Annotated in this window: 22 protein-coding genes; 6 read left to right on the forward strand and 16 right to left on the reverse strand. The window is 43.9% G+C overall.

Annotated elements, in window-relative coordinates:
* Positions 1-31: 31 nt before the first annotated feature.
* The 3 genes from A4S05_RS26435 to A4S05_RS26445 form a co-directional block, all read right to left on the reverse strand.
* On the reverse strand, positions 32-709 hold the full coding sequence (locus A4S05_RS26435; protein WP_069072759.1) for a ComF family protein: 678 nt from the start codon (positions 707-709) through the stop codon (positions 32-34).
* Positions 710-810: 101 nt separating this feature from the next.
* Complete coding sequence (locus A4S05_RS26440) at positions 811-1,302, reverse strand: GNAT family N-acetyltransferase (RefSeq protein WP_069072760.1); 492 nt, start codon at positions 1,300-1,302, stop codon at positions 811-813.
* Between the two features lie 248 nt (positions 1,303-1,550).
* The gene (locus A4S05_RS26445; protein WP_069072761.1) at positions 1,551-2,858 is read right to left on the reverse strand and encodes an alkaline phosphatase PhoX; all 1,308 of its coding nucleotides are present in this window, start codon (positions 2,856-2,858) and stop codon (positions 1,551-1,553) included.
* Positions 2,859-3,458: 600 nt separating this feature from the next.
* On the opposite strand from A4S05_RS26445, the gene A4S05_RS26450 reads away from it, so the two are divergent.
* Positions 3,459-4,073 (forward strand): PEP-CTERM domain protein, encoded by a 615-nt coding sequence (locus tag A4S05_RS26450; RefSeq protein ID WP_069072793.1) that lies wholly within the window; start codon positions 3,459-3,461, stop codon positions 4,071-4,073.
* 211 nt (positions 4,074-4,284) lie between these two features.
* Here A4S05_RS26450 and A4S05_RS26455 read toward each other — a convergent pair whose 3' ends face one another.
* Entirely contained in the window at positions 4,285-5,103 is an 819-nt protein-coding gene (locus A4S05_RS26455; protein WP_069072762.1) for a type 1 glutamine amidotransferase, read from the reverse strand.
* A 78-nt stretch (positions 5,104-5,181) separates the two neighbouring features.
* Complete coding sequence (locus tag A4S05_RS26460) at positions 5,182-6,519, reverse strand: Mur ligase family protein (RefSeq protein WP_069072763.1); 1,338 nt, start codon at positions 6,517-6,519, stop codon at positions 5,182-5,184.
* Between the two features lie 317 nt (positions 6,520-6,836).
* Between A4S05_RS26460 and A4S05_RS26465 the strand changes: the two genes are divergently transcribed.
* Positions 6,837-7,424 (forward strand): thylakoid membrane photosystem I accumulation factor, encoded by a 588-nt coding sequence (locus A4S05_RS26465; RefSeq protein WP_069072764.1) that lies wholly within the window; start codon positions 6,837-6,839, stop codon positions 7,422-7,424.
* A 191-nt stretch (positions 7,425-7,615) separates the two neighbouring features.
* On the forward strand, positions 7,616-8,224 hold the full coding sequence (locus A4S05_RS26470) for a hypothetical protein (protein ID WP_069072765.1): 609 nt from the start codon (positions 7,616-7,618) through the stop codon (positions 8,222-8,224).
* Here the strand turns inward: A4S05_RS26470 and A4S05_RS39425 are convergent.
* The 6 genes from A4S05_RS39425 to A4S05_RS26500 form a co-directional block, all read right to left on the reverse strand.
* Positions 8,188-8,466: an aldo/keto reductase gene (locus A4S05_RS39425; protein WP_370684490.1), complete on the reverse strand. Its 279-nt coding sequence runs from the start codon at positions 8,464-8,466 to the stop codon at positions 8,188-8,190. The genes A4S05_RS26470 and A4S05_RS39425 overlap by 37 nt on opposite strands.
* 148 nt (positions 8,467-8,614) lie before the next feature.
* Positions 8,615-9,706 (reverse strand): alpha/beta hydrolase, encoded by a 1,092-nt coding sequence (locus tag A4S05_RS26480; RefSeq protein ID WP_069072767.1) that lies wholly within the window; start codon positions 9,704-9,706, stop codon positions 8,615-8,617.
* A gap of 47 nt (positions 9,707-9,753) precedes the next feature.
* Complete coding sequence (locus tag A4S05_RS26485; RefSeq protein WP_069072768.1) at positions 9,754-10,527, reverse strand: SDR family oxidoreductase; 774 nt, start codon at positions 10,525-10,527, stop codon at positions 9,754-9,756.
* 57 nt (positions 10,528-10,584) lie between these two features.
* On the reverse strand, positions 10,585-11,082 hold the full coding sequence (locus A4S05_RS26490; protein ID WP_069072769.1) for a (R)-mandelonitrile lyase: 498 nt from the start codon (positions 11,080-11,082) through the stop codon (positions 10,585-10,587).
* A 111-nt stretch (positions 11,083-11,193) separates the two neighbouring features.
* Entirely contained in the window at positions 11,194-11,718 is a 525-nt protein-coding gene (locus A4S05_RS26495) for a cyclophilin-like fold protein (protein WP_069072770.1), read from the reverse strand.
* Positions 11,718-12,146 carry a (R)-mandelonitrile lyase gene (locus tag A4S05_RS26500; protein WP_370684491.1) on the reverse strand — a complete coding sequence of 143 codons (429 nt, stop codon included), beginning with the start codon at positions 12,144-12,146 and terminating at the stop codon, positions 11,718-11,720. Before A4S05_RS26500 ends, A4S05_RS26495 begins: the two co-directional genes overlap by 1 nt.
* Positions 12,147-12,328: 182 nt before the next feature.
* Between A4S05_RS26500 and A4S05_RS26505 the strand changes: the two genes are divergently transcribed.
* Positions 12,329-13,294, forward strand: a complete 966-nt coding sequence (locus A4S05_RS26505) for an AraC family transcriptional regulator (protein ID WP_069072771.1) — start codon at positions 12,329-12,331, stop codon at positions 13,292-13,294.
* A 354-nt stretch (positions 13,295-13,648) separates the two neighbouring features.
* On the opposite strand, the gene murD is transcribed toward A4S05_RS26505, so the two are convergent.
* The 5 genes from murD to A4S05_RS26525 all read right to left on the reverse strand — a co-directional run bounded on the left by murD (position 13,649) and on the right by A4S05_RS26525 (position 20,212).
* Positions 13,649-15,202 (reverse strand): UDP-N-acetylmuramoyl-L-alanine--D-glutamate ligase, encoded by a 1,554-nt coding sequence (gene murD, locus A4S05_RS26510; protein ID WP_256091178.1) that lies wholly within the window; start codon positions 15,200-15,202, stop codon positions 13,649-13,651.
* A gap of 82 nt (positions 15,203-15,284) precedes the next feature.
* Positions 15,285-17,438: a glycine--tRNA ligase subunit beta gene (gene glyS, locus A4S05_RS26515; RefSeq protein WP_069072772.1), complete on the reverse strand. Its 2,154-nt coding sequence runs from the start codon at positions 17,436-17,438 to the stop codon at positions 15,285-15,287.
* A 46-nt stretch (positions 17,439-17,484) separates the two neighbouring features.
* The gene (locus A4S05_RS42065; RefSeq protein WP_176727116.1) at positions 17,485-17,622 is read right to left on the reverse strand and encodes a hypothetical protein; all 138 of its coding nucleotides are present in this window, start codon (positions 17,620-17,622) and stop codon (positions 17,485-17,487) included.
* Between the two features lie 18 nt (positions 17,623-17,640).
* A complete protein-coding gene (locus A4S05_RS26520) occupies positions 17,641-18,783 on the reverse strand; it encodes a hypothetical protein (protein WP_069072773.1) in 1,143 nt (380 codons plus the stop codon).
* Between the two features lie 925 nt (positions 18,784-19,708).
* Entirely contained in the window at positions 19,709-20,212 is a 504-nt protein-coding gene (locus tag A4S05_RS26525) for a hypothetical protein (RefSeq protein WP_069072774.1), read from the reverse strand.
* Positions 20,213-21,266: 1,054 nt separating this feature from the next.
* On the opposite strand from A4S05_RS26525, the gene A4S05_RS26530 reads away from it, so the two are divergent.
* Positions 21,267-21,935, forward strand: coding sequence for a phosphoribosyltransferase (locus tag A4S05_RS26530; protein WP_069072775.1), 669 nt, complete (start codon positions 21,267-21,269; stop codon positions 21,933-21,935).
* Between the two features lie 310 nt (positions 21,936-22,245).
* Positions 22,246-24,651, forward strand: coding sequence for a glycoside hydrolase family 31 protein (locus A4S05_RS26535; protein WP_069072776.1), 2,406 nt, complete (start codon positions 22,246-22,248; stop codon positions 24,649-24,651).
* Positions 24,652-24,897: the final 246 nt, after the last annotated feature.

Raw genomic sequence — 24,897 nt, forward strand, 5'->3', positions numbered from 1 at the left:
TTCAGCCAAAGTTTGTCCATTAAGCCTGGATTTATCCATCTTTGGCGGTAGTGGCTACTGCTACTAATCCTAAGACCACAATTCCATACTGACGAAGTGTTTGCACAGCAGACCTGGCAGTAGCACCAGTAGTATAAATGTCGTCCACTAACAGCACTGGGACACTTGGGGGACGATCGCGAAATTCTTGTCCAACAGCAAAAGCTTCGGCCAAGTTTTGTTCTCGTTTAGATACCGATAAACCAAATTGCGCTTCCGTTTCTCGCACTCTAGCTAAACCGTCTAGTTTTAATTTTAATCCAGTTATTTCGCAGAAGCTCTCTGCAATCAGTGCAGCTTGATTATATTTACGTTTCTTTTGCTTGCTAGCGTGGAGTGGGATGGGAACTACCACAGGCTGGCTATCTCGCTTCGGTGAATTTAACAACCATGCTTCTCCTAACCATTGACCCAAAGGACGAGCTATTTGGGGCTGATTTTCGTATTTCATCGCCGCGATCGCTCGTTTCACGGGGCCACCATACTCTCCCCAGCCAAACACTGGTATGGGTTCTTTCCATAGAGAAATCGGGTCTTTACGTTGACATTTTTGCAGTTGTCTGGTGCAGTTCTGACAGAATTCTTGCGAGGTTGCGCGTTGACATAGAGGGCAATGGGATTGAAGAAAAAGATTGAGTAAGCCTGTGAGATTTTTAATCCAAGTGTGCATTTTAGAATTGTCCTTTGTCAGTTGTCATTTGTCATTTGTCCTTAGCTAATGACCAATGACCAATGACCAATGACCAACGACCAACGACCAACGACCAATGACTAATGACTAATGACCAATGACTTAAAATAGACGCGATCGCACCTTGTTGTTTCTACTCCCGTTGCTGGAGTGTAGCCGTTGCTTTCATACAGCTTGACTGCTTCCACCAAAACGCTGGCGGTTTCAATCCAAATTTGTTGAAAACCACGCTCTGCGATCGCTGCTTCTAGCTGTTGTAACAAATATTTCCCTAATCCCAAACCCCTGATGCTGGGCAAAAGATACATTTTGCGGATTTCTACAGCTTTTTCACCTCGGTGGATGGGGTAGTATGCCCCAGTACCGACTAACTGGCTTTGGTGTTCAATTACCCAAAACTCTCCCCCAGTAGCTAAATAATATTCCTCTACTCGCAGCACATCTCGGTCAGCGCCCTTTGGTTCCCAACCTAGACCGTATTCCGATAATACATAACTGATGACTTCAGCGGCTCTCGTGCGATCGCTTTCCACCCAATCACGAATTAAAAAATCTTGATAATAGTTTTTCATACCATTTGCTGGGCAAGTTTACACAGAAAATTTTCTGGTTCTATATCCCAATTTACCCAGCAAATAGCTTTTATGGCAGAGTCGATTTCAGGCGGTACTCTCAAGGTGTCAATCAAAAGACAAGGGGAAGAGAATTGTCTTCTCCTCCCCTTGTCTGCTTACCTAAGATAATTCAACGATTTCAACGATATAGTAGCGATACGTGCGGCGGGCTAAGTCTACGCTGACATTGATATTACGACTTTATATTAGCCTCTATGACTTGTCCAAGGGCCCCAAATTGCGAAAGTAATACCAGGAGTTTGGATGTTGACAAACAAAGTCTTACCATCAGGTGAGAAGCAAGCACCAGCGAACTCGCTCGTATTCAGAGCATTACGCGCAAATTGATAAAGTTCTCCTTTGGGAGTAACACCTACTAAGAACTGCTCATCATCTCCATCTTCACAAAGAATGAGATCACCATAAGGTGAAACAACGATGTTATCTGGATTTTCCAGTTCGGCAGCAGATGTAGACTCGACAAACAGTTCAATTGTCTCTTTAGCCGGAATATAGCGCCAGACTTGACCAAGACCTAAAGCACCGCCACTTGTACAGCAAAAGTAAATTTCACCGTTACCATACCAGATACCTTCCCCACGAGCAAACTGGGCCGCTCCTTTTGCAAAACCTTCTACTCGTACAGTATCTTGAGGTGGATTGGGATCAGTAATCGTGACCCATTCGACTTTCATAGGCTTCCCCTTGGGGAAATCCGCAAAAGTTTGTGCTTGAAAGATATCTTTGAATTTTAAGGCTTGAAGAGTGCCTCCTTCTTTTAACTTGCCACGTACTTTCGGGATAAAACGGTAGAAGAGACTATCTCCCGTATCTTCAGTTTCATAGACAATTCCTGTTTTAGGGTCTACAGCAACAGCTTCATGGTTAAAGCGTCCCATAGCTATTAAAGGCTCAGGCTTTACAGCAGAAGTGACGCTAGCTGGAACTTCAAAGTTATAACCGTGGAACTTCGAGACATAGTTTCTATTGCCGATCGGAAAGGAAGTCGGAGTAGAAGTGTTCTCTTCAGAACTAATCCATGAACCCCAAGGAGTTAGCCCACCTGCACAGTTACGAAAAGTTCCGCTTAAAGAAGTGAATTGTTTGATTAGCTGGCGATCGCGTCCAACAACCAAATTTGTTGTGCCGCCCTTACAAAATGGATCATAAGGATTTGGACCTTGGACTTGTGTAGCAGATGTAGGGCTAAGTTCGTGATTACGAACCAGAATAACTGTATTTCTGGGGCCAGGAAAAGCTGCCATGCCATCATGACCACCAGGCACTTTAGTGCCATCGTTCATGAGTTCACCTGTTAGAGAAAAAGTTCGATACTGAAATCCAGATGGTAAATCCAATAAGCCTTTGGGATCTGGTACAAGTGGCCCATATCCTTTACCAAATCTTCGACCAAAAGCTTGTCTGGCTAGAAGACTTTCCATAGGAGACACCATCAAGGTGCCGACAGCAGTTGTACCTGCTACTGCAAAGAATTTACGTCTTGAGAATGTCATGAGGATGGTTTGGTTACTTAAAAAAGAATGCTGAAGCAAAAATATTTGATCTTGATTAAGTTTGGGTAATGCTTTATTTAATTTAGGGTTAGTAAATAAAAGGTGAATTTATATGAAATCTGCCTGATTTTTGGCAAATTTATGCATACATTCAAATAAACCAGCTGCCTAAAGTCTAGAACTATATATAAACAAGTAGATAAAAGAATAAACTTTATAAAATATTGAGTTCTAATATCTTAAATTTGCAAAAACAATAATCTAAATAAAATAATAAAAACCAGGGCCAGCAATACATCATTTATTTAAGATAAGTTAAAGAATAATTTAAGAGATGCAAGACATTTTATTAGTATAAATTATAGATTTTTGGCTTATCTTACAAAAAACAATCAACATATATCAGCAGATTTTTGACTGCGGATGATACAATTTTTCTAACCTATTTCAGTGATTAATGCTGTGTTTAATCTCACTATTTAGGTAGATGAATTCACTTTATATAGTTCATCTTTTAATGAATAATCAGTATTGACTTCCATACTGATGAAAAGTTTGCAGACGAATACAACATCAGAATCTATTACTTTTATCAAGAAAATGAAAAGCATTCGTAACCAAATCAAAGCTACTGTAGCTGTTGCCGCTTTCAGTTCTATAGCTACTTTAATGACCGTTTCCAGTGCTGATGCTGCTTCTTATCGGCTTGATTGGTTAGGAGATCAAGGTTATTCTGCTCAGGGGCAGTTCAGCTATGATGATAGTTTCCTTGGAAGCGTTGTCACAAAGGATCAACTGACTAATTTTGCAATTTCTTTCTTCAACCCAGAAGGAAGTTTATTGCAAAACTTCAACTACGATTTTCCACAATCGGACAGTACTTTCAATTTCAATTTTGATACAGTCACAAAGACTGTTCTACAAACTGGTAATTTTGACACATCTAATGGTTTTGATTTGGGAATTGACTTTGCAACAGATGTGACAGGATTAGATTTTTATACTTACCTAAATGCCGAACAAGGATTGCCAACGGCTAAGATATTCTTGAAGGATGACCTTTCACCAGAAGTGTGCGACACATACCCAAACTGTAGGTTGGATCTTGGTGGTAATTTGACCGCAACTGCTATTCCTGAACCTGGTGCAATTTTCGGTCTGTTGGTACTTGGTTTGATGAATAAAGTCCTCAAAAAAAAGCCAGCATCTACATAGATGGTGAACCTGAATAATCGAAGCTAGCCTGATTAGAACTGTAATTAAACATTATTCTAGCTTTTGAATAAAAGTGAAACAGCGCACAAAATAAGAAAATTTTGTGGTGCAATAATTCAGTGGTGGGTCTAAATCCGCCACTGATTACACTCTGAATTCTGACTTCTCCTTTAATTATTAACGTTTCAAAAGAGTAAAAAGCAAACTCACATTAAGCTTTTGTTGTAGCAACAGTTGGCAAACTCACTTTCAAGCGCTTAAACATTGCTTCTCTTGCTTGTATAGCCAAACTATCATCTAAAGGCGACAGCGCGATCGCTTCCTCATACTTTAGCCGTAGCGCTGTTTGAATTAACCAATCGGCGACAAAAGGATTTTTCGGTAATAAAGGGCCGTGAGAATAAGTAGCGATCGCATTCTGATAAAATGCTCCTTCTGTCCCATCTTCACCATTATTTCCCAAACCATATACCACTCGCCCCAAAGCTTCCACTTTTCCCAGTTTGGTACGTCCACCGTGATTTTCAAAGCCTACCAAATATGGTGTGCTACCCGTCATCTCTTTTAAATCTCGCGCTAAACGTGAAGCTGTAACTTCAATTACTAAGTTACCAATACAGCGCTTAGTATTTTCACCAGGATGGACGGAAACTAAATCGAGTATTCCCAAACCATCAATCCTTTGTCCTAAACCTGGTTCATAATAATGTCCCAGCAGTTGGGGGGAACCGCAAGTAAATACTCCCGGTGTTCCATTTTCGATTTTTTCGCGCATCGCGTCAGCTTTTGCACCTTGCAAATCCCGCATGACAATTTCTTGCTGACGGTCTTGTGCGCCACCACCAACTATGACATCTACAGTTTTAATATCTGCGGCTGTGGAATTTTGATCTAGGGGTAACACTTTAACATCGTATCCCCGCCACTGAGCGCGACGCTCTATAGTAATTACATTACCGCGATCGCCATAGGTACTCATCAGCGTCGGATAAAGCCAGCCTATTGTTAATTCTAGTTGTTGAGAACTCATAAATTTTGAGAATGGGGAATTGGGAATGGGGGAGAATAACCAATGACCAATGACCAATGACAAATGACAAATGACAAATTAAAGGATTTTACGACCAGTCAGAACTTCTCGCACTTCTAACATGGCTGAGTAAGTGGGCAGAATGTGTAAAGTTTCATTCTCTGGTGTATGCTCTAATGCAGTAGCGATCGCTTGTTTCAAATCTTCTTCGACAATCAGATTTAACTTGCTCTCACCAGACTTTTCGCTGTAACGTAGACGTAGTGCCATATCATAGACGCGATCGCCACTCACTACTAAAGTCCCGCCGCGTTCGACTAATTTCTCCGTATCCACGTCCCAAATCCAGGATACATCAGTACCATCGGGCGTGCGATCGTTCAATACCAGCAGTGTAGTTTTATCTGTGCTTTGAGTAACTACGCGAATGGTTTCATTCGTTCCTACAGGATTTTTTGATAACAATATCCGCACGCGTTTACCGTCAATTACTAAATCTTCAGCCCGACCAAAGGCAGCTTGGAAGGTGTTAATAGTATCTCTGATTGTTGCTTCATCAACTCCTAACTCAATAGCCGCAGTAGCAGCAGCCAAAGTATTATATTTGTTGTACAAACCAACCAGAATTTGCGACCATTCACTACTTTCTAGAGTCGGTTTACTTTTAGTAAAACCACACTTGGGACAAGTAAAATCTCCTAAATGAGACAAATAAACACCCTTGTAATCTAAAGAATGTCCACATTTGGGACAATAGATAGAATCAACAGCGTGAGGAATTGCTTCCAGATAATTTTCTGGTTCATTCAAGCCAAAGAATAACACCCGTTGGGGTAACTGCTGACCGAGGTTAGATAAAGTTGGGTCATCAGCATTGGGAATTACTACCGTTTCTGTTGGTAGGGTAGAAATAACTTTTGTCCAACGCTTACTAATTGTGTCTACTTCGCCGTACCTATCGAGTTGGTCACGGAACAAGTTTAAACAGAGAATAATTCGCGGCTGGAGTGGCGCTAATACTCTTGGGACAATATTTTCGTCAACTTCCAAAATGGCGTAATCAGTATTTAGCGTACCTAGTAAGTTGGTGCTTTCCAACAGCGCCGTCATCAAGCCATTTTCCAGATTTGCACCTGTAGAATTATGAGTGACGCGAAAACCCTTGCGTTCTAGTATTGTGCATAACAGTAGTGCTGTAGTGGTTTTGCCATTAGTACCGGCAATTAAAATCACCCCGTTTTTAACTTGCTGACTCAATAATTGTAAAAGTCGGGGTTCAATGCGACGAGCAATCGAGCCTGGTAACACACTAGCAGCACCTAGACGCAGCGATCGCACTATAAACGTCACACTTTTTGCTACTGACACCGCGAAACCTAATCGCAGTCTATCTATGAATTGTATTTTCTTTCCCATATCTGTACCCTAGTCTTCTGGCGGTTGCTAATTGATAGTCTTTAAGTTACAAATTTAATCTTGTGAGTTTAGCGAATCCTGGGTGAAAAAGCCAGTCATACCAATTTTGAATTTTCGATTTTGGATTGTTGAGCCTTATAGTTGCACTACTTTACCTCTGTTTTGACTTCCGCATAGCAGTACCAGCCACTTGCGAGAGATAATCTCAGTAAGCGTTATCTTAAAAAAATAGTGCATGGGCGTAATTACATATCCAGCCCAGTTTGCTGAATTCAGCACAAAATCACGACAAGTAGTAGCTTGCAAGGTTCCTTTTGATGAATAGCACAAAGTTTCTTTTTTTACATAAACAAATTACTGGCTGGCAAAGGCGGTTGTCCAAATGCCTGTTGTTGCTTGCAAGTCTTTTCATTATAAGTATGCAACCTGCGTATGCTGGTCTTGATAATGATTTATATGATGGCAACATTTTTGTCGTTTATGCTGGCAATGGTTCATTAGTTCCACCGAGACAGTCACTCGCACAGACTTTAGCGGAGCATAAACCCGTATTTTTGGCTTTTTATTTAGATGACAGCAGCGATTCTAAAAGATATGCCATTTCCATTTCACGGGTACAGGAATTCTATGGTCGGGTAGCAGAAATTATGCCGATTAATGTAGATACTATCCCGCCCAAAGAAACTTACGATCCTACAGAACCAGGATATTACTATTCTGGGGGTGTTCCGCAAGTCGTAGTATTTAATAAATCAGGTGAGGTAGTTTTGAATAAAAAGGGTCAAGTACCTTTTGAAGAAATAGACGATGAATTTCGCAAAATCTTTGATTTATTACCACGCACCGAAACAGCACAGCTAAAGCGACGAGCCTTCAATGAGTTCAGTAGTGAGTTAGCTAGGTAACTTATGGGGTAGACCAAATTGGTCTGCCCTCATTTTTAGTGATATCTGTTACTACATTTCTGCCGATGCCAAAGCATAATATTGAAATATCTGTTTTAACAGATTACAGAGTTAATCTATAGTCCATAAGTCCGCAAAAACTGACTAATGACTAATGACTAATGACCAATGACTAACTAGAGTGTATTCTGATGTCACAGGTTTACACCACCCAGGAACTAATTCAAATTTTGGCAGCCGAACGCCAAGCTTGCCTCAAAGGAAAACGTCTAAAATTAGAAATGACGGTCTCTGGCAATCCTGTAATTGACCAGTTTATCAGCACTGATGGGCTGCAACAGTTCACTGCTTATCAAGATTTCAAAACTGCAATTCACGAATATCAGAAAGAAAATCGAGTTTCCGGTATTATCTGGCGGGAATTGACAGTTAAAGGAAAAAAGTTGCACTATCCCGAAATAGATACTGAGTTAATTGCCCTCAATTGCGACTTAGAGATATTAAAAGCTGCTAAAAATTCCATCGTAGAATTTTGGTATGAAGTCTCTATAGGGATGGATTTATACTTGAGTTTTAATAATAGTAAACAATACCAACAAATTGCCACATCTGATTTAGAAATAATTGTTCAAAGAACAGAATGGGCAAGTTTGTGCAAGTGGGAAAATTCTAGCTTTTTGGAAATGATTTTGCAGCTAGGATGGGGTAAACCAGAAGAAGCTTATTATAAACGAGGAAGACCGCGATCGGGTAGTGAATATATTCATGCAGTCAATCCCGGAAATCGCCCCATTGGTTGATTAATGTGTTGGGTAGGAATGCTGAAAATCACGAAAAATTTGGTAGCGATCGCCACTTGCCCGCGGAAGGGAGCGAGGGCTTCTCCCACAAGCTCTTCGTTGGTGAACGGGCCATAGACCTCAGCGGTGTCAAAAAATGTAACGCCGCGATCGACGGCAGCCCGAAGCAGGGCGGTCGTCTCCTGCATGTCTTTAGGCGGGCCGGAAAAGCTCATGCCCATATGTTGCACTAGCTGCGGCATAAGCTTTCGTGTTGGACATGAATGGATGCTCCTAGTTGTTTACATTCCTGTGGCTCTTGCCAGTTGTTCGCTTAGGATCGTGGATCAAATAACCTGTAATTCTGTAGGGTGCGTTAGGAAACGCCGTCACCTACCTTATTTAAGATCCTTACTTGCTAAGATGCTGAATGAAGAAGGACTGAAGTTTGTCCCAGGGGATGAGGTTCACCCGGTCGTAAAGATCGACGTGCCCGGACTCCGGAACAATATAAAGTTCCTTTGGTTCGGCTGCACGCTTATAAGCATCTTCACTAAACTCTCTGGAGTGTGCATCTGCCCCCGTGATTAACAGCATGGGACGAGGCGAAATCGTCTCGATGTCGTTGAACGGGTAGAAGTTCATGAATTTGACGTTGCTGGTAAGCGTCGGGTGCGTTGTCAGGTTCGGTGACGAACCTTTGGGGGTGTATTCGCCCCTGGGAGTGCGGTAGAAGTCGTAAAACTCACGCTCAATGGCGGTGGAGTTCTCGTTGAGTTCATGCACCGTCCCGCCAGTGTATTTGGTCTCGCCACCCGTGAACTCCACATAGCGCTGTTCAGCCGCCTCCGCGATCGCTTTCTTTCTCTGTTCGAGGGTCGTAGAATGCCTAAGCCCGTTACGGTTGGCCGCACCCATATCATACATACTTACCGTCGCAATGGCCTTCATCCGCGGGTCAATCTTGGCGGCGCTGATGACGAAGCTGCCGCTGCCGCAAATCCCAAGAACGCCAATCCGGTTCCTGTCAATGAATGGCCGAGTACCCAGAAAATCCACCGCAGCACTGAAATCCTCAGCATAAATATCTGGCGCAACAACGTTGCGGGGCAGCCCCTCACTCTCGCCCCAGAAGGACAAATCAAGGGACAAGGTGACGAATCCCTGTTCAGCCAGTTTTTGAGCGTACAGATTCGAGCTTTGTTCTTTGACTGCACCCATTGGGTGCCCAACGATGATTGCGGGATTCTTGGCGCTCTGATTCAAGGTTTTGGGAATGAAGAGAGTCCCAGCAACTTGCATGTTGTATTGGTTTTTGAACGTAACTTTCTGCATAGTCACCTTGTCACTCTTATAGAAGTTGTCTGCCCCCTCGACCACAGTGGAGTTCTGGGCGGGTGCTTGGGAGATATTATGCGAGGTGCGCGTTTTGTCGAGCGCAACTGCCGCCGTCGTCGCGCTGATTGTACTAATCAAGAGGGGTAGTATAACCAGGTGTTTCATTGAGTTCTCCAAATGTGTGGATTGGTTAGCTTCGGTTCGACGAACAATCACTGCACCGTTTGACCGCCATCGACGACCAAGGTGTGTCCGATGATGAAGGCAGCTGCGTCTGAACACAGCCAGACAACGGCATTGGCAATCTCTTCGGGCTGACCCATCCGCCCGACAGGCTCCTCCGAGATTACCTGCTTGCGTCCTTCAGCAGTGCCGCCAGTGAAGCGATCCATCATCGGTGTGTCAATGTAACCGGGGGCAACGGCGTTGACGCGGATGTTCTGCGAGGCATAGTCGAGAGCCGCTGACTTGGTGAGTCCGATTACGCCGTGTTTTGCGGCAGTGTATGCGGCTCCGCCCTTGATGCCTATGACCCCAGCACCCGATGATGTGTTCACGATCGCGCCGCCCCCTTGCTTGAGTAGCAGCGGAATTTCATACTTCATGCACAGAAAAACGCCGCGCAGATCGATGTCTACGATCCGATCCCATTCTTCCTCTTCGATTTCCGCTGTTGCTGCATTTTTCTGCTCCACACCGGCGTTGTTGAAGGCAAAGTCCAGCCGCCCGAAGCTCTCGATGGTCTTGGAAAGAGCCGCCTTCACGTCCTCGCTTCGCGTCACATCGCACTTAACGGCAAGCACTCGTCCGCCGAGTTCTTCGATCATGTATGCCGTTTCTTGATTGCCCTGTTCTGAAACGTCGGCGACCACTACATTAGCGCCCTCACGGGCAAATGCCAGCGCCGTAGCTCTACCAATGCCGTTCGCTGCTCCAGTCACAAACGCAACTTTTCCTGTGTACTTTCCATTTTCGTTCGTTGTCATGATTTTTTTCCTTTAATTCTTCACCTAACAAGGTCTTAAAACCACCAGATGCGGAGATCAGTTGGGATATTGCTCGTCGCTGACATGCTCCAGCCAGTCCACAGGTTTGCCATCGAGTTCTTCGTGAATGGCAATGTGCGTCATGGCTGTGGTGGCTGTAGCTCCATGCCAGTGTTTCAGTCCGGGCGGAATTCGGACAACATCACCTGGTTTGATTTCCTGAATTTGTCCTCCCCATTGCTGGACATAACCAGACCCAGCCGTCACAATCAGGGTTTGTCCTAGTGGATGTGTATGCCACGCTGTCCTAGCACCCGGCTCGAAGGTTACACTAGCGCCAGCCGTGCGTGACGGGTCGCGTGCTGAAAACAGGGGATCGATGCGGACGGAACCTGTAAAATATTCGGTTGATCCTCTAGTAGAAGGCTGCGAACCTTTCCGAGCGATCTCCACTATCCGTGTGTCATTGTCTGATGTAACTTGTGTCTGACCTGCATGAGCAAGCGCCGAAGTAAGCAGGGAAAATGACACGATAGTTGTGGCAAGCAGTTTCATTTCCGTCTCCAACTTTCAGTTTTTACTAAACAATCCCTAGGGAAGATGGACTGACCGAAGAGGCAGGGGAGAAAGATACTGAAATTCCCCTGCAAAAAGGGTTCAGAGCAACTATTGAACAAGCTCGATTGTCACTTCTACAGAGCCAGGCACATTCAATGCCTCGATGCCACCGTCTATTTTTCCGAGGATCGCGAGTCCATTTGAGTATTCAAAATCTCGATAATAAATCGCCAAATTTCCCCAGGGAGCGTAATAAGCAATATCTCCAACAGCAGGATCGCTGCCTGGAGGTGCATCTTCTGTAGATAATTTTTTTGGCAGATCGCTGACTTTTTCGGTTCTCGCGTAATCTTCTAACGTCAGCGTTAATGGCAGCAGGGAAATAAAATCCTGAGTGGTTTTGCTGTCGATCAAAGTGGCTGTAACGACTTTATCTTTGACCTTGATGTTTATCTGCATACTGTCTGCCTGCTTGGTTGATATTTCAGTTGGTATCTTCAACGAGGCGCTGCTAGTCATACTGTTATCGGCACGGCAGGCTGAGTAACTCAAGGACATCACTAGGGCGAGAACTAAAATCAGCATTCTCTGCTGGCAGTTTTTCCCCTTGATAGAAAACCATCTCAAAAGCATTAAGATATTCCTCCATACTGATCGTCGCTGACATGCTCTATCCAGTCCACAGGTTTACCATCGAGCCATTCCTGAATGGCAATGTGCGTCATGGAAGTGGTTGCTGTCGCACCGTGCCAATGCTTCTCACTCGGCGAGATCCAAATCGCGTCCCCCGGTCGAATTTCCTCGATCGCACCGCCCCATCGCTGTATAAGTCCACAGCCAGCCGTCACGATTAGGGTTTGTCCCAATGGGTGGGTATGCCATGCTGTCCTAGCAGCAGGTTCGAACGTGACACTAGCGCCAGATGTGCGTGCTGGATCGTGTGCCTCGAACAGGGGGTCAACGCGGACAATGCCGGTAAAATACTCAGCCTGCCCTTTAGCGGAAGGCTGTGAGCCACTTCTTTTAATGTCCATTTTCTTAATTCCTTTACTTGATGCCATTTCGATGGCTAGTAGGCAAGTCTCTTGCCCAATCGAAACTGAGTTTTATATTGAATAAAAATCCAGAGTGCTTATAAGAAGCTGAAATCATTTTTCTTTGCTTTAGCTTCATCTTAGGCATTTTGAAGGGCAAGCAATAGGACGATCGTCTAAGATTGTTGTACAATCCTGCAGACTTAGAAATGAACGCTGCCAATATCAATTTAATCAACAACCCACAGGCAAAGCGCGAGGCAGACAGAGCGCAAGCCTACAGAGACGAACTGACTGAGCGGATTGCCCAGGCGATTCGTCATGATGGGACGATTGAGCCACTGAAAGGTTTGCACTTCAACCGCGCCTCCTCACCTTCGGAATGCGTTCATAGTGTCTCTATTCCTGCCTTTTGTGCGATCGCTCAGGGCAGAAAAGAAGTTCTTCTGGGTAGCGATCGCTATCAGTACGACCCGATGCATTATCTGCTGGCTACGGTTGAACTGCCGATCACCAGCCAAATTCTGGAAGCATCAAAGGCGCAACCGTGCCTTAATCTTCGCCTCGATCTTGACCCCACCCTCGTTGGCTCAGTGATGGTCGAGGCTGGGTATCCCTCATCGCACAGCCGTGGTGATGTGAAAGCGATCGACGTAAGTCCGTTGAATGTAAATCTTTTGGACGCTGTGGTGCGGCTCGTCAGGCTTCTAGATTCTCCTGCTGAAGCTCATGTTCTCGCACCACTGATTAAGCGGGAAATTATTTACCGACTCCTCATAGGAGAGCAAGGTAATCGGCTCCGTCATATTGCAGTTTTGGGTGGCTACACTTACCACATTGCTAGAGCCGTCGAGCGACTTCGTAAAGACTTTAATGAACCGATCAAGATTGAAAACATCGCACGAGAAATGGGAATGAGTGTCTCCGGGTTTCACCATCACTTTAAGTCTGTCACTGCAATGAGTCCCTTGCAGTTCCAGAAGCAACTGCGGCTCCAGGAGGCTCGCCGTCTGATGCTGGGGGAAAACCTTGACGCTACCAGTGCTGCCTACCGAGTGGGGTACGATGATGCCTCGCACTTCAACCGGGAGTACAAGCGGCTCTTTGGTGCCCCACCGATGCGTGATGTAGAGCGGCTGCGAGAAGCTGCTAGGGAAACTGCTAGTTCAATATGATCTCCTCAAAATGCCACACAAAAGCATGATCCTTCCAGTTGCAAATGTGTGCCATCAACTTAATACCAAGCAGGTAAGAGGTTACAGTTCCAGGTAAATTGTCTGACGACTTAGCCCCTGATACGCTAAATTAGCGTTAAACAATCTTTCTAACATTTGTCAAGTTATACCAATTTGAAAAAAGAATGTGACAAATAGACCATTTGTAGAGACGCGATGAATCGCGTCTTTACCCAAGGATGTGTTGCAATCATTAATTGAATTGGTATTAGTTTTGAGAGTTTGTAGTCAGAACTTTAGTGCCTAGAAAATAAGGACTAAAGTCCTTACTACAAACTTGTTGGAAAACAATGCTTATCGACTTTGAACTATGGACTCTTGATTAGAGTTGTCAAACTCTGGATGTTCTACTCTGGGAGGTTTCCAGCTTTCCGTCCAAGCGAGGCATAACTGACGGAAGCGATCGCCCCGCACCTCAAAATTCGGGTATTGGTCGAAACTCGCGCAAGCTGGAGATAACAACACCACAGATGCTTGATATTCCTTAGCTAATTCTGCTGCTCTCGGAACTGCCCTTTCCATAGTTTCTACAATATGGTATGTATGATACCCTACCTCTTGGAGACGCTTGGCAAATGCGGGTGCAGCAGAGCCAATCAATAACACAGCAGCAGCTTGGGAGTGAATTTTTGCTAGCCAGCCAGTATCATCACCTGCTTTCGCTTCTCCACCAGCAATTAAAATCGCTGGACTTTGTACAGATGCTAAACCAACTTCGGCAGCATCGTAGTTAGTGGCTTTGCTGTCGTTAATGAAATCAATACCTTCCCAAGTGCAGATATGTTCCAAACGATGGGCAACACCAGGGAATTCCCGAATCGCAAGTGCGATCGCATCACGATTAATTCCCGCTAATCTTGCCGTTGCTACTGCCATCAAGAGATTTTGCTGGTTATGTTCTCCCACCATTCGCAAAGTAGATACCTTTACAATCGGTTCTGGTGCAGAGGTTGCAGTTAATTTTTCCACAACCCAGCCGTCCTCAATGTAAAAGCCTTTTTCGCTAATCAGGAAATCTTTTCCTTTGACACTTGTCCAATAGGCATCAGGCCAAGCACTTAAACCTAGCTGGCTCAAGTAGGCATCATCGCCATTGAATACTTGCAACTCGGACTGACGTAATAACTTGGCTTTGATGTTGTAATAGTTCTCTAAAGTCTGATGGCGACTGAGGTGATCTGGTGTGAAAGTCGTCCAAACACCGATACGGGGAGCAAGAGAGACGGAAGATTCTATTTGATAGCTGCTAACTTCCGCAATCACCCAATCAATACAATTTTGGATTTTAGGTCGCACCTTTGGTGCGCTTCCAGCGCAACTTGGATTTTGGATTTGAGTTTCCCCACCTCTTTCCCTATCCCCCTGTCCCCTATCCCCTGTCCCCTGTCCCCTATTAGATAGGGCAACATCACAAGCGGCGTAGCCAATATTACCGCAAGCGGGGGCATTTAATTCTGCTGCTTGGAAAATGGCAGCAATTAAAGCTGTGGTAGTAGTTTTGCCGTTAGTACCTGTAATTCCTACCCAAGGCAGTAATCGCAAATTTCGCCAAGCGAGTTCCATTTCGCCAATGGTTTCAATACCTAATTGGCGTGCCTTAATTAATACGGGAATATCCCAAGGCACGCCAGGACTAACAACTATTAATTGGGGTAAATTAGCACCATTCAATTCTAGGGATTGGCCTAGTTTCACGGTTATTTGCTCGGCAGCGAGTTCTTGTTGTTGTTGCAGGAGGGCTTCGGAGGTATTGCCATCACTTAGCTCCACCTCCCAACCTTCCCGTTTCAACAATCTCGCCGCAGCAACACCGGACTTTCCCAATCCAATTACAGTAGCTCTAGGCATAGATTGCAGCAGAGTCCCTGGTTAAGCACTCCCTATAGTAGCGCTTCTTGGCAAAAATTACACAAGTTTTTGTTGACCTACGCTACAGATTTTTGACGATCGCACCAAAGTCAGCTAAAACACGGGCATGATTGCGAACTAATCCGAGTAGATGTAACCGATTACGCTTGACTTCTGGATCGGAATCCATAACTAAAACGCTATCTGGGCCATCAAAAAAGTTACTAACTGCTGGAGAAATTTTTGCTAGTGCTGCTACTAACAGTTGATAATTTCGTGTCTGCTGTGCTGCTTGAGTTTCCGGTACTGATTCGATTAAGGCTTTATACAAAGCGTCTTCTGAGGGCTTTTGGAATAATTCTGGACGAACTACCGTTGCTGGTTCTAGCTGTTTTGTATCCAAATCACCTTGAGCGGCTAATCGTGTGGAACGGTTAACTGTTTCGTAGATGTTATCTAAAGTACTATCGTTACGGATTTGTTGTAAGTACAAGGCGCGATCGCGTACATCCAATAAATCCTTTAACGTCCGTTCTGTATATTCTGGGTCATTTTCTCCCAAAACTGCATTTACTAAATCGTAATCAATCTGCTTTTCTTCTTGCAGCAAGGTGCGGATGCGTTGCAAGAAAAACTCTTGTAATGCTGTGGTTAATGATGCCTGATCTTTGTGGTATTTTGCTGCAAAATCTGTTGCTATTTGTGCCAATAAATTATCTAAATTTATCGGCAGATTATAAAACCAAGTAATTTTAACTACAGCATTAGCAGCCCGACGCAAGGCGAAGGGATCGGAGGAACCAGTGGGAATTAAACCTAAACCAAAGATACTTACCAAGGTATCTAATCTATCTGCCAAACCGACAATTTGACCTGTGAGTGTTTCGGGTAAATTGTCACCGGCTCCCGTTGGCAAATAATGTTGATAAATTGCCTTTGCTACTTCCGCATCTTCACCACTGGCTAAGGCATATTTTTCTCCCATGATGCCTTGCAATTCCGGGAATTCATACACCATTTGTGTCACCAAATCTGCTTTACATAATAAAGCAGCACGTTGGATTTTTTGGCTTTGATTTTCCGCTAATTCTAATTGGGTGCTTATTTGCTCGGCAATCTTCACTACTCTATCTATCTTGGTACGCACCGAACCCAATTCTTCTTGGAAAGTAACTTTTTCTAACTGGGGTAAAAAGCTTTCTATTGGTTTGGTTAAATCAGCTTCGTAGAAAAATCTGCCATCAGCTAATCTGGCACGAATTACTCTTTCATTCCCAACGGCGACAATATCTGATTTTTTGGGATCAGCATTAGAAATGGTGATGAAATTGGGCAATAATTCTTGCTGAGAACTATCTGGTTTGAATACAGGAAAATAACGCTGGTGAGTAACCATAACTTCAGTAATTACTTCAGTTGGTAATTCCAAAAATTCTGGTTCAAATTTCCCGACAACTGCGGAAGGATATTCTACAAGGTTGGTTACTTCTGCTAACAAATCGGGGTAAATGACTGTATAACCGCCTAAATTCTCTGCTACTGCTTTTACTTGTTCTTTGATCAGATTTGACCGTTCTTCTGGGTCAACGGTGACATAAGCAGACTTGAGGTCGGTAACATAATCGGTAGCTTGGGCAATTGTCACAGGTTCAGGATGTAAAACCCGATGACCTTGAGAAATGCGATCGCTCTGAATCGTTTTAGAACCGTTCACCAATTCTAGAGGTAGCACCGTTTCGTCTAACAAAGCTACCAACCAACGAATTGGTCGGGAAAACCTCGCATCCCCGTCACCCCAACGCATCAATCGTTTACCTTCCAAACCCCAAATCCACTGGGGAACAAGTTCTGTCAAAATTTCCGCGACAGAACGACCAAGAATTCTTTTTTGCACAAAGACAAATTCCCCTTTGTCAGTGGGGCGAACAGACAGCGCATCTAATTCCACACCTTGCTTTTTAGCAAAACCGGCGGCGGCGGCTGTCGGTTGACCATCTTTAAAGGCAGCTTGGGCGGGGGGGCCTTTAATTTCTTCTTCTCGGTCTGGTTGCTGGGATGGTAGACCTTTAATCACTACCGCCAGACGCCGAGGAGTACCATACACCTGGACACTTTCGCCCTTGATGCTGTTTGCTTCCAAACTTTGAGGAATGCGCTCTCGCCACTGTATTAAGGCATCACTGAGAAAGCTTGCAGGTAATTCTTCTGTACCAACTTCTAATAGAAACGCAGGCATAGGTCACTGTTTTCAACTTTGCGTAGCTCAACTTTATCAGTTATTCTCAAGCGATCGCTCCTAACTTTTTTGAAAGCGGCGGGAAACTCCATCCCCTTGTGGGTGCAGAGGGACAGCCGCCCCGCCGCTTCGGGCATTGGGCATTGGTAACTTCTTCCCCATGCCCAAAAACTCCATCCCGCAAGTGGCGTGGAGTTTTTTATTATTGTGCGCTGGCTACGATCTGATTCCAGGCTTTGACTGCTGTCTGTAAATTCTTTGGCAGGTTATTTTGAGAAATATCGTTATATTGAACAGTACCCTGTTGGCTGGTGAGAGTGTAGGTAATATAGTCAGCAGAACCGCTGGGGGCTGGGTAACTAAGATTCTGGAATTTACTAAACTGGGAACGTTCTAGCGATCGCACAAATTGTTGCACCTGTTGCACAGAAACGCGGCGGACACTACGTTCAGAATCATTGGCATCACCAATACGCACCCGAATCAATAACCCATCTTTGAGTAAAACAGTCTCGTATGTTCTGCCAGTAATACCACCACTGGAGATTTGCCGAAATACTATATCTCGATCTAACGGTGGTGGTAACTCGCTGACTGGAATTTTTACAGGGGCTTGTGTATTTTCATTAGCGTTTTGATTCAGTCTGAGTGCGGAACCTGTTTGATTGGTGTGATAAACCAAGGTTTGATCAACTGCACCGACAACCACCCGCCAGCCTTGTACTAAAGCTTGGGTACAGAATTCATCAGCATTAGCTAATTCTAAACAGCTATCTCTCCAAGTTTGCTGTTGAGCCTGAATAATGGTTAGCTGAGAAATTGGCTTTTGCAAACGTCTGGATGCAGCCCGCAAAACAGCATTTTTTACAGATGTGGGTAATTTAACTGGTAGATTTTCTGAGGGGGTATTTGCCGAAGCTAAACGTAGCGATCGCCCATTATTATTAGTATGATAAATCCAGTTTTTTTTGCCATTAGATACCACAATCTGCCAACCCGGAACTAACGCTTGGGTGCAGATTTCATCAGGTTGAGGTAGTTCCAAGCAACCATTGCGCCAAGTCTGTTGATTATAGTTAATAATTTGCAGTTGGCTGGTGAAAATTCCCTCTCTACGGGCTAAATCTCGCAGTACCGCATTAGCTACTGGACGTGGCAAGCGGTTGGGTTTAACATTGTCTTTGAGAACTTCATTGCTTGTTTCTAGTGATAAGTTCAAAGAAGCACCCGTAGCATCTTTAATAAGTGTTAAAGTGCTAGCAACAGACAAAATACCCGTCAAAACCAAAGCAGTTAAAAATCGCCCTTGATTGGTGTTAAAGTAGTTTTTCAGCATGGATTTCATAGTAATATAGAAATGTTATTCAAGAGTTATATAACTCAAAAATAGTATCCAGTCATTAATAGACAATAAAATATACAATTCCAGAACTTCACTAGTTGGAATTAGTTTGATATTTGTCTTCTGAAACAGATATAAACAAAGACGCTGATATAGTGATTGTTTGTTCCTTATACAAATTTTGTATGAAGATGAACTCAATCAAAACGCTGTGCTGATACCAATCTAATGTGAAGTTGCACATATCTTGATCCCCCTAAATCCCCCTTAAAAAGGGGGACTTTGAATTCCCCCCTTTTTAAGGGGAGCTAGGGGGGATCGACTTCTATGCAGCTTCATAAAGAATTGGTATGAGTCATTAGTCATTAGTCCAAGAGAAACCAGTCCACTCTTTAACATGGTTTGAATTAGTCCTATAAAACAATACAGTTCAGATAAGCCCAAAACACTTGTAGAGACGGCGATTCATCGCGTCTTCAAAGACAAATTATCTATACCAGTAACCTTAACTGAACCGTATTGTCCTATAAAAGACAAAGTTTTTCCGCCCACAAAGGACAGGGTATTCAACAATGACCAATGACCAAAAACTTGGGTCTGTTCGCGAAGCGTCTCGTAGAGAAGCCCCGTCTTTTGAGGACGGCTTTTTATCATCGGTGAAAGGACTTTAAATAAGTAATGAGTAATGAGTAATGAGTAAGGAGTGGATAAGAAATGGGTATTTACTCATTACTTATTACTTATTACTTATTACTTATTACTTATTACTCCAGAATCACCGAGAAAGAAGGGTCGGTGAGTATGTCAACAATGACCAATGACCACTCAATAAAAGTAATTTTATAAGAGAATACGACAGAACTTTAGCTGAGGTTTTGCTCGGCTCAATTTAAGATATACAATATTTTAAAAATAATCTCAGGCAATATTAAGCGCTGATGGCTTGTTGTTCAGATTCAACTAACTGATTGTTAGGTATATCAAATCTAATAGTACTAGCTGCCCAGTCTTTGAAATCGGGTGCTAGCCAGACTAGCTTGCACAGAATTTCATCATTAACCCATAACACCAAGGGAAACCGAAACTGTTTCCGAAACTCATCTCGCATGATATTGGTGCTGATGATTAGTTGATTAATTGCCACTACAGATTCTAAACCCCGTACCATCAAAGCTTCGGGTTGAGTTGCACCAATTTCAGTGGTAATAGCTGTATAAAGTTTGTCAGCCGCAGGTGAGAGCAAAATTTCGTGGATATCTGCTGATGAAAATTCTGTTAACAAATTTAGTACTTGCTGCTGCCTTTGAACACAGTTACAACAAGCTAGTAACAGTGAAAACTCTCCGCCAGAAACCATCATTGCCCTTGCCAGCCTCTTAGTGGCGGCGATGCTGCTAACTGTACTGTTTTCTGAATTACTTAAACTGATCATTAAAAAATCCTGCTTTTGATTTTAAAAATAGTTGAGCAATATTCAGTTATTCTACCCTATTAATTTTTATTCAAAAGTGTTAGGCGGGTAACTTAGATGAGTTTTTCTCTGTAATACTAAGCATTAGATGATGAATAAGTATATGGTGTATTATCTCATATTTACAATTAAGGGGTAATGTAAAGCTAGTATTAATATAATGTAAGTAGAAGGGGGTAGGCGAAGAATTAACAATTGAATTATTACTGTATTCTCATAGATTTTCGCATAAGCCAGTAATTAAGTAATTATTTCTTAAGATAGAGTTTAAAAAAATACTCAGTAAAAGTTTAACAGCAAAGATTGGGAAGTGGGAGAAAACTTAATTAATAGTAGTTTTCAATAAGAAAGGCAGAGGGCAGGAGGCAGGAGGCAGGAGGCAGGAGGAATACTACCTCCTGTCCTTTGCCGCGACCGGAGGGAGCAAGGGTTTGAGTCCCCCACTGAATCAGAGATTTCAGTGGCACTTATTTAGTGGGGGTTTGAATCCCCACCAAATTCTTCCCTTCTGCCTCCTGCCTTCTCCCGACGCTCGCGGACTCGCTAACGCTGCGCTATCCTGCCTTCTGCCTCCTGCCTTCTTCAACCTTCGCCGGTGCGCGTAGCAAGCTTTAAGAGTCGGTATATGACGCTCATTCTAATGCAATGGATTCGCTTCAGCGCTAACACGAATTGTCTACGTCTACAGTGTTCACCGCATCACCGTGTCGTATCAAAAAGCCACCTTGGGACGCCTATTGAGTGTGGATTCGTGAAATTGTGTTAGCCAAAGATGCAAAAATCTTTGTCCATTAAAGGTAACTCATTCGTTTGATAGAACTATAGATCGAAGATGTCGTTCCGTTAGTCAGAGGACAGGGAATATTTAGCTTTCTATGATCAGTTCAGAACATCTGACCATAACGAAAAGTTTAGAATTTGATCCATTTTTTGAGGTGGATAGCCAACGAAAAAATACGTGTAAATATTTATGTAAATATTTAATTTTTTGAAACCTATTTAGGGATGTCACACCATGCTATTCAAAGATCGGAGATTTGCGGGTCAAGTTTTGGCTAGGGAGTTAGGGGCTTATGCTAACTGCCCAGATGTCCTGGTATTAGGACTACCAAGAGGTGGCGTACCCGTTGCTTTTGAAGTTGCTCAAGCATTAAATGCTCCCTTAGATGTTTTGGTAGTACGTAAATTGGGTGTACCTGATCAAGAAGAACTAGCTATGGGAGCGATCGCATCTGGTGGTGTGCGGATAATTAATGAATATATTATTAGTCTGGTGAAGATATCCGACGAAGTAATTGCCAGAGTTGCAGTCCAAGAAGAACGGGAGTTAGAACGACGAGAACGGCTTTATCGCGGAAATCGCCCCTTTCCAGACTTACAGGGACGCACAGTCATCTTGGTAGATGATGGTTTAGCCACAGGTGCAACTATGTGGGCTGCTGTTGTGGCTGTACGAAAACAGCAACCGGCTGAGATTGTGATTGCTGTGCCTGTGGCCGCACCTGAAACTTGCCAAGAGTTGGAAGCTGAGGTAGACGAAATCGTTTGTGTCTCGACACCTAGTCCTTTCCACAGCGTTGGTCTTTGGTACACAGACTTTCCCCAAACTACCGATGAAGAAGTCCGCGACTTACTCGCAAAAGCCACAAAGAATGGTGAAGAATATCTCTCGGCATCTAGATAAGCTTTGAGCCTTGGGAATGGCAAGATTAAGTTTCTGAGATGGGCTGTATGGAGTATAGTAGCTAGGGACTTCCAAATAATCCCATCGCTTTTAGGGCAGGGGAGCAGGGGGAGGAAAAGTCGTTGTGATTCCAAAAATTGGATAATTTATTTTTTGGAGTTCCCCTACAGAAACTTGTGCATTACAAAATCACCTTTGCCCAAAAATATCTGCTAATTTTGCACTCAACTTCTAGCGAAAGAAAGAGTTTGAGGCTAGGTATGTCTGTAATCATGAATGCGGACAAGTATTAACCAGCTGAATAACTGATATGCCGCAATATTTCGGAAAACTACCCACAACGAATCAACCTTGGACAACAGTTAGCAATGTAAAAGCTGTAACCTGGGACAATAATATTATTAATTTTGACTGTGGCAACTCACGCCTTACCCTCAGCGTACTTGCTCCCAACTTAATCCGCGTGCGTTTCGCACCAAGCGGGGAATTTATACCTCGCCGTTCTTGGGCTGTGACGCGAGATGATGCAGAATGGGCGACAACACCTTTTGCAGTAAAGGAAACTGAAGCAACGGTAGAAATTGAAACATCACAGATTCGTGTGTGCGTTCAGCGGGAAAGATGTCGCATCGCCTGTTTCGACAAAGCTAATCGTCCCTTTGCCCAAGATGCAGATATGGGGATGGGTTGGCGGATGGGCGCAGTTGCAGGGTGGAAGGAAATTGCAGCCGACGAACATTTCTATGGCTTTGGTGAACGCACTGGCTGGCTGGATAAACTCAGCGAGGTAAAAACCAACTGGACAACGGATGCTTTAGATTATGATGCACTTACTGATGAAATGTACCAAGCAATTCCATTTTTTATGGCTTTGCGTCCGCAGGTAAGCTATGGCATCTTTTTCAACACCACTTTTTGGAGTCAGTTCGATATCGGTGCTGAACAACCAGGTATTTTGAAAATGGAGACTCGTGGCGGTGAATTGGATTATTACATTATTTACGGCCCCGAACCAGCCCAAATCTTGAATACTTACACTCAGCTAACTGGGAGAATGCCGCTACCACCGAAATGGGCGCTAGGTTATCATCAATGCCGCTGGAGTTACGAATCAGAAAACGTTGTGCGGGAATTAGCCAAGGAATTTCGCCAACGTCGTATTCCCTGCGATGTTATTCACTTAGATATTGACTATATGCGCGGCTATCGGGTGTTTACTTGGAGTCCTCAACGCTTCCCAAACCCGGCAAAACTCATTAGTGATTTAGCAAAGGATGGTTTCAAAACAGTCACAATCATTGATCCTGGTGTGAAGTATGAACCAGAAGCAAATTATGATGTTTTTGATCAAGGAATAGAAAACGACTATTTTGTACGTAAAGCTGATGGTGCGTTGTTCCACGGCTATGTTTGGCCTGAAAAAGCTGTTTTTCCTGACTTTTTACGTCCTGATGTGTCTAACTGGTGGGCTGATTTACACAAAAGCCTAACTGATATTGGGGTGGCAGGAATTTGGAATGATATGAATGAACCTGCCATAAACGATCGCCCTTTCGGCGATGATGGTGAAAAGATTTGGTTTCCGCTAGATGCACCACAGGGGAGCAGGGGAGCAGGGGAGCAGGGGAGCAGGGGGGCAGAGGAGAACTTTCAATCCAAAATCCAAAATCCAAAATCCAAAATTGATGTGACTCATACAGAAGTGCATAACTTGTATGGGTTGATGATGGCTAAAGCTTGTTATGAAGGGTTGCAACGGCATCGAAGTTCAGAGCGATCGTTTGTGTTAACGCGATCGGGTTATGCTGGTGTGCAACGCTGGTCTTCTGTGTGGATGGGAGATAACCAATCGTTGTGGGAGCATTTAGAAATGTCTCTGCCGATGCTTTGCAACATGGGACTTTCGGGTGTAGCGTTTGTGGGTTGCGATATTGGTGGATTTGCTGGTAACGCCACAGCCGAATTATTCGCTCGGTGGATGCAGGTGGGAATGCTTTACCCATTGATGCGCGGCCACTCGGCAATGTCTACTGCTCGTCATGAACCTTGGGTATTTGGCGATCGCGTTGAAGATATCTGTCGAGAATACATTAATTTACGTTATCAACTACTTCCCTACATCTACACTCTTTTTTGGGAAGCGGTAACGACAGGCGCACCTATTTTAAGACCATTATTGTACCACTTCCCCAACGATCTGAAAACTTATACTCTCTACGATCAAGTATTGTTAGGTGCGTCGCTGATGGCTGCACCAATTTACCGCCCTGGAGTTGAGCATCGGTCTGTCTACCTACCCGCTGGCACTTGGTATGATTGGTGGAGTGGCGATCGCTACGAAGGCCCGATTCACATTCTTGCTCATGCACCACTGGAAAGAATGCCACTGTATGTCCGTGGTGGTGCGATCGTTCCCATGCAACCTGTCAGGCAATACGTTGATCAAGCCCCACTCGATGAGATCCGATTACGGATTTGGTCTGGTAATAATGAATATCAGCTATTTGAAGATGATGGCCACACAAACAAGTATCAAAATACAAGGTTTTCACTGACAAATATAAGTGTATTTACTGAAGCTAACCAAATAGTAGTGGAAATTGAAGCGAGAGAAGGGGAATGGACACCTCCACCGCGTGAAGTGATTGTAGAAGTTGTTGGTGTTGGAGAGCAACGTTTCCAAGACGATGGTCAGCGTCATACTCTGCAATTTTGAAATGGGGATTGGGGACTGGGGACTGGGTACTGGGGATTGGTTACTGGGAGGGAATATTAGTAAGACTTGGTTGGGGTTCCCAATTCCCAATGCCCAATGCCCAATGCCCATACTCTAAATTATCCAAGAAAAAATATGCATATGGGTAGATGAAAAGTAAGTCAATAGGTAGCCTAAAATACAAAGGTTATAAAGGACTAACCTGTAAGAAATACTGAAATTTACTACGCTAGATAGATGCGGTTA

The organism is Nostoc sp. KVJ20, assembly GCF_001712795.1.
In the GTDB taxonomy this organism is placed as follows: Bacteria; Cyanobacteriota; Cyanobacteriia; order Cyanobacteriales; family Nostocaceae; genus Nostoc.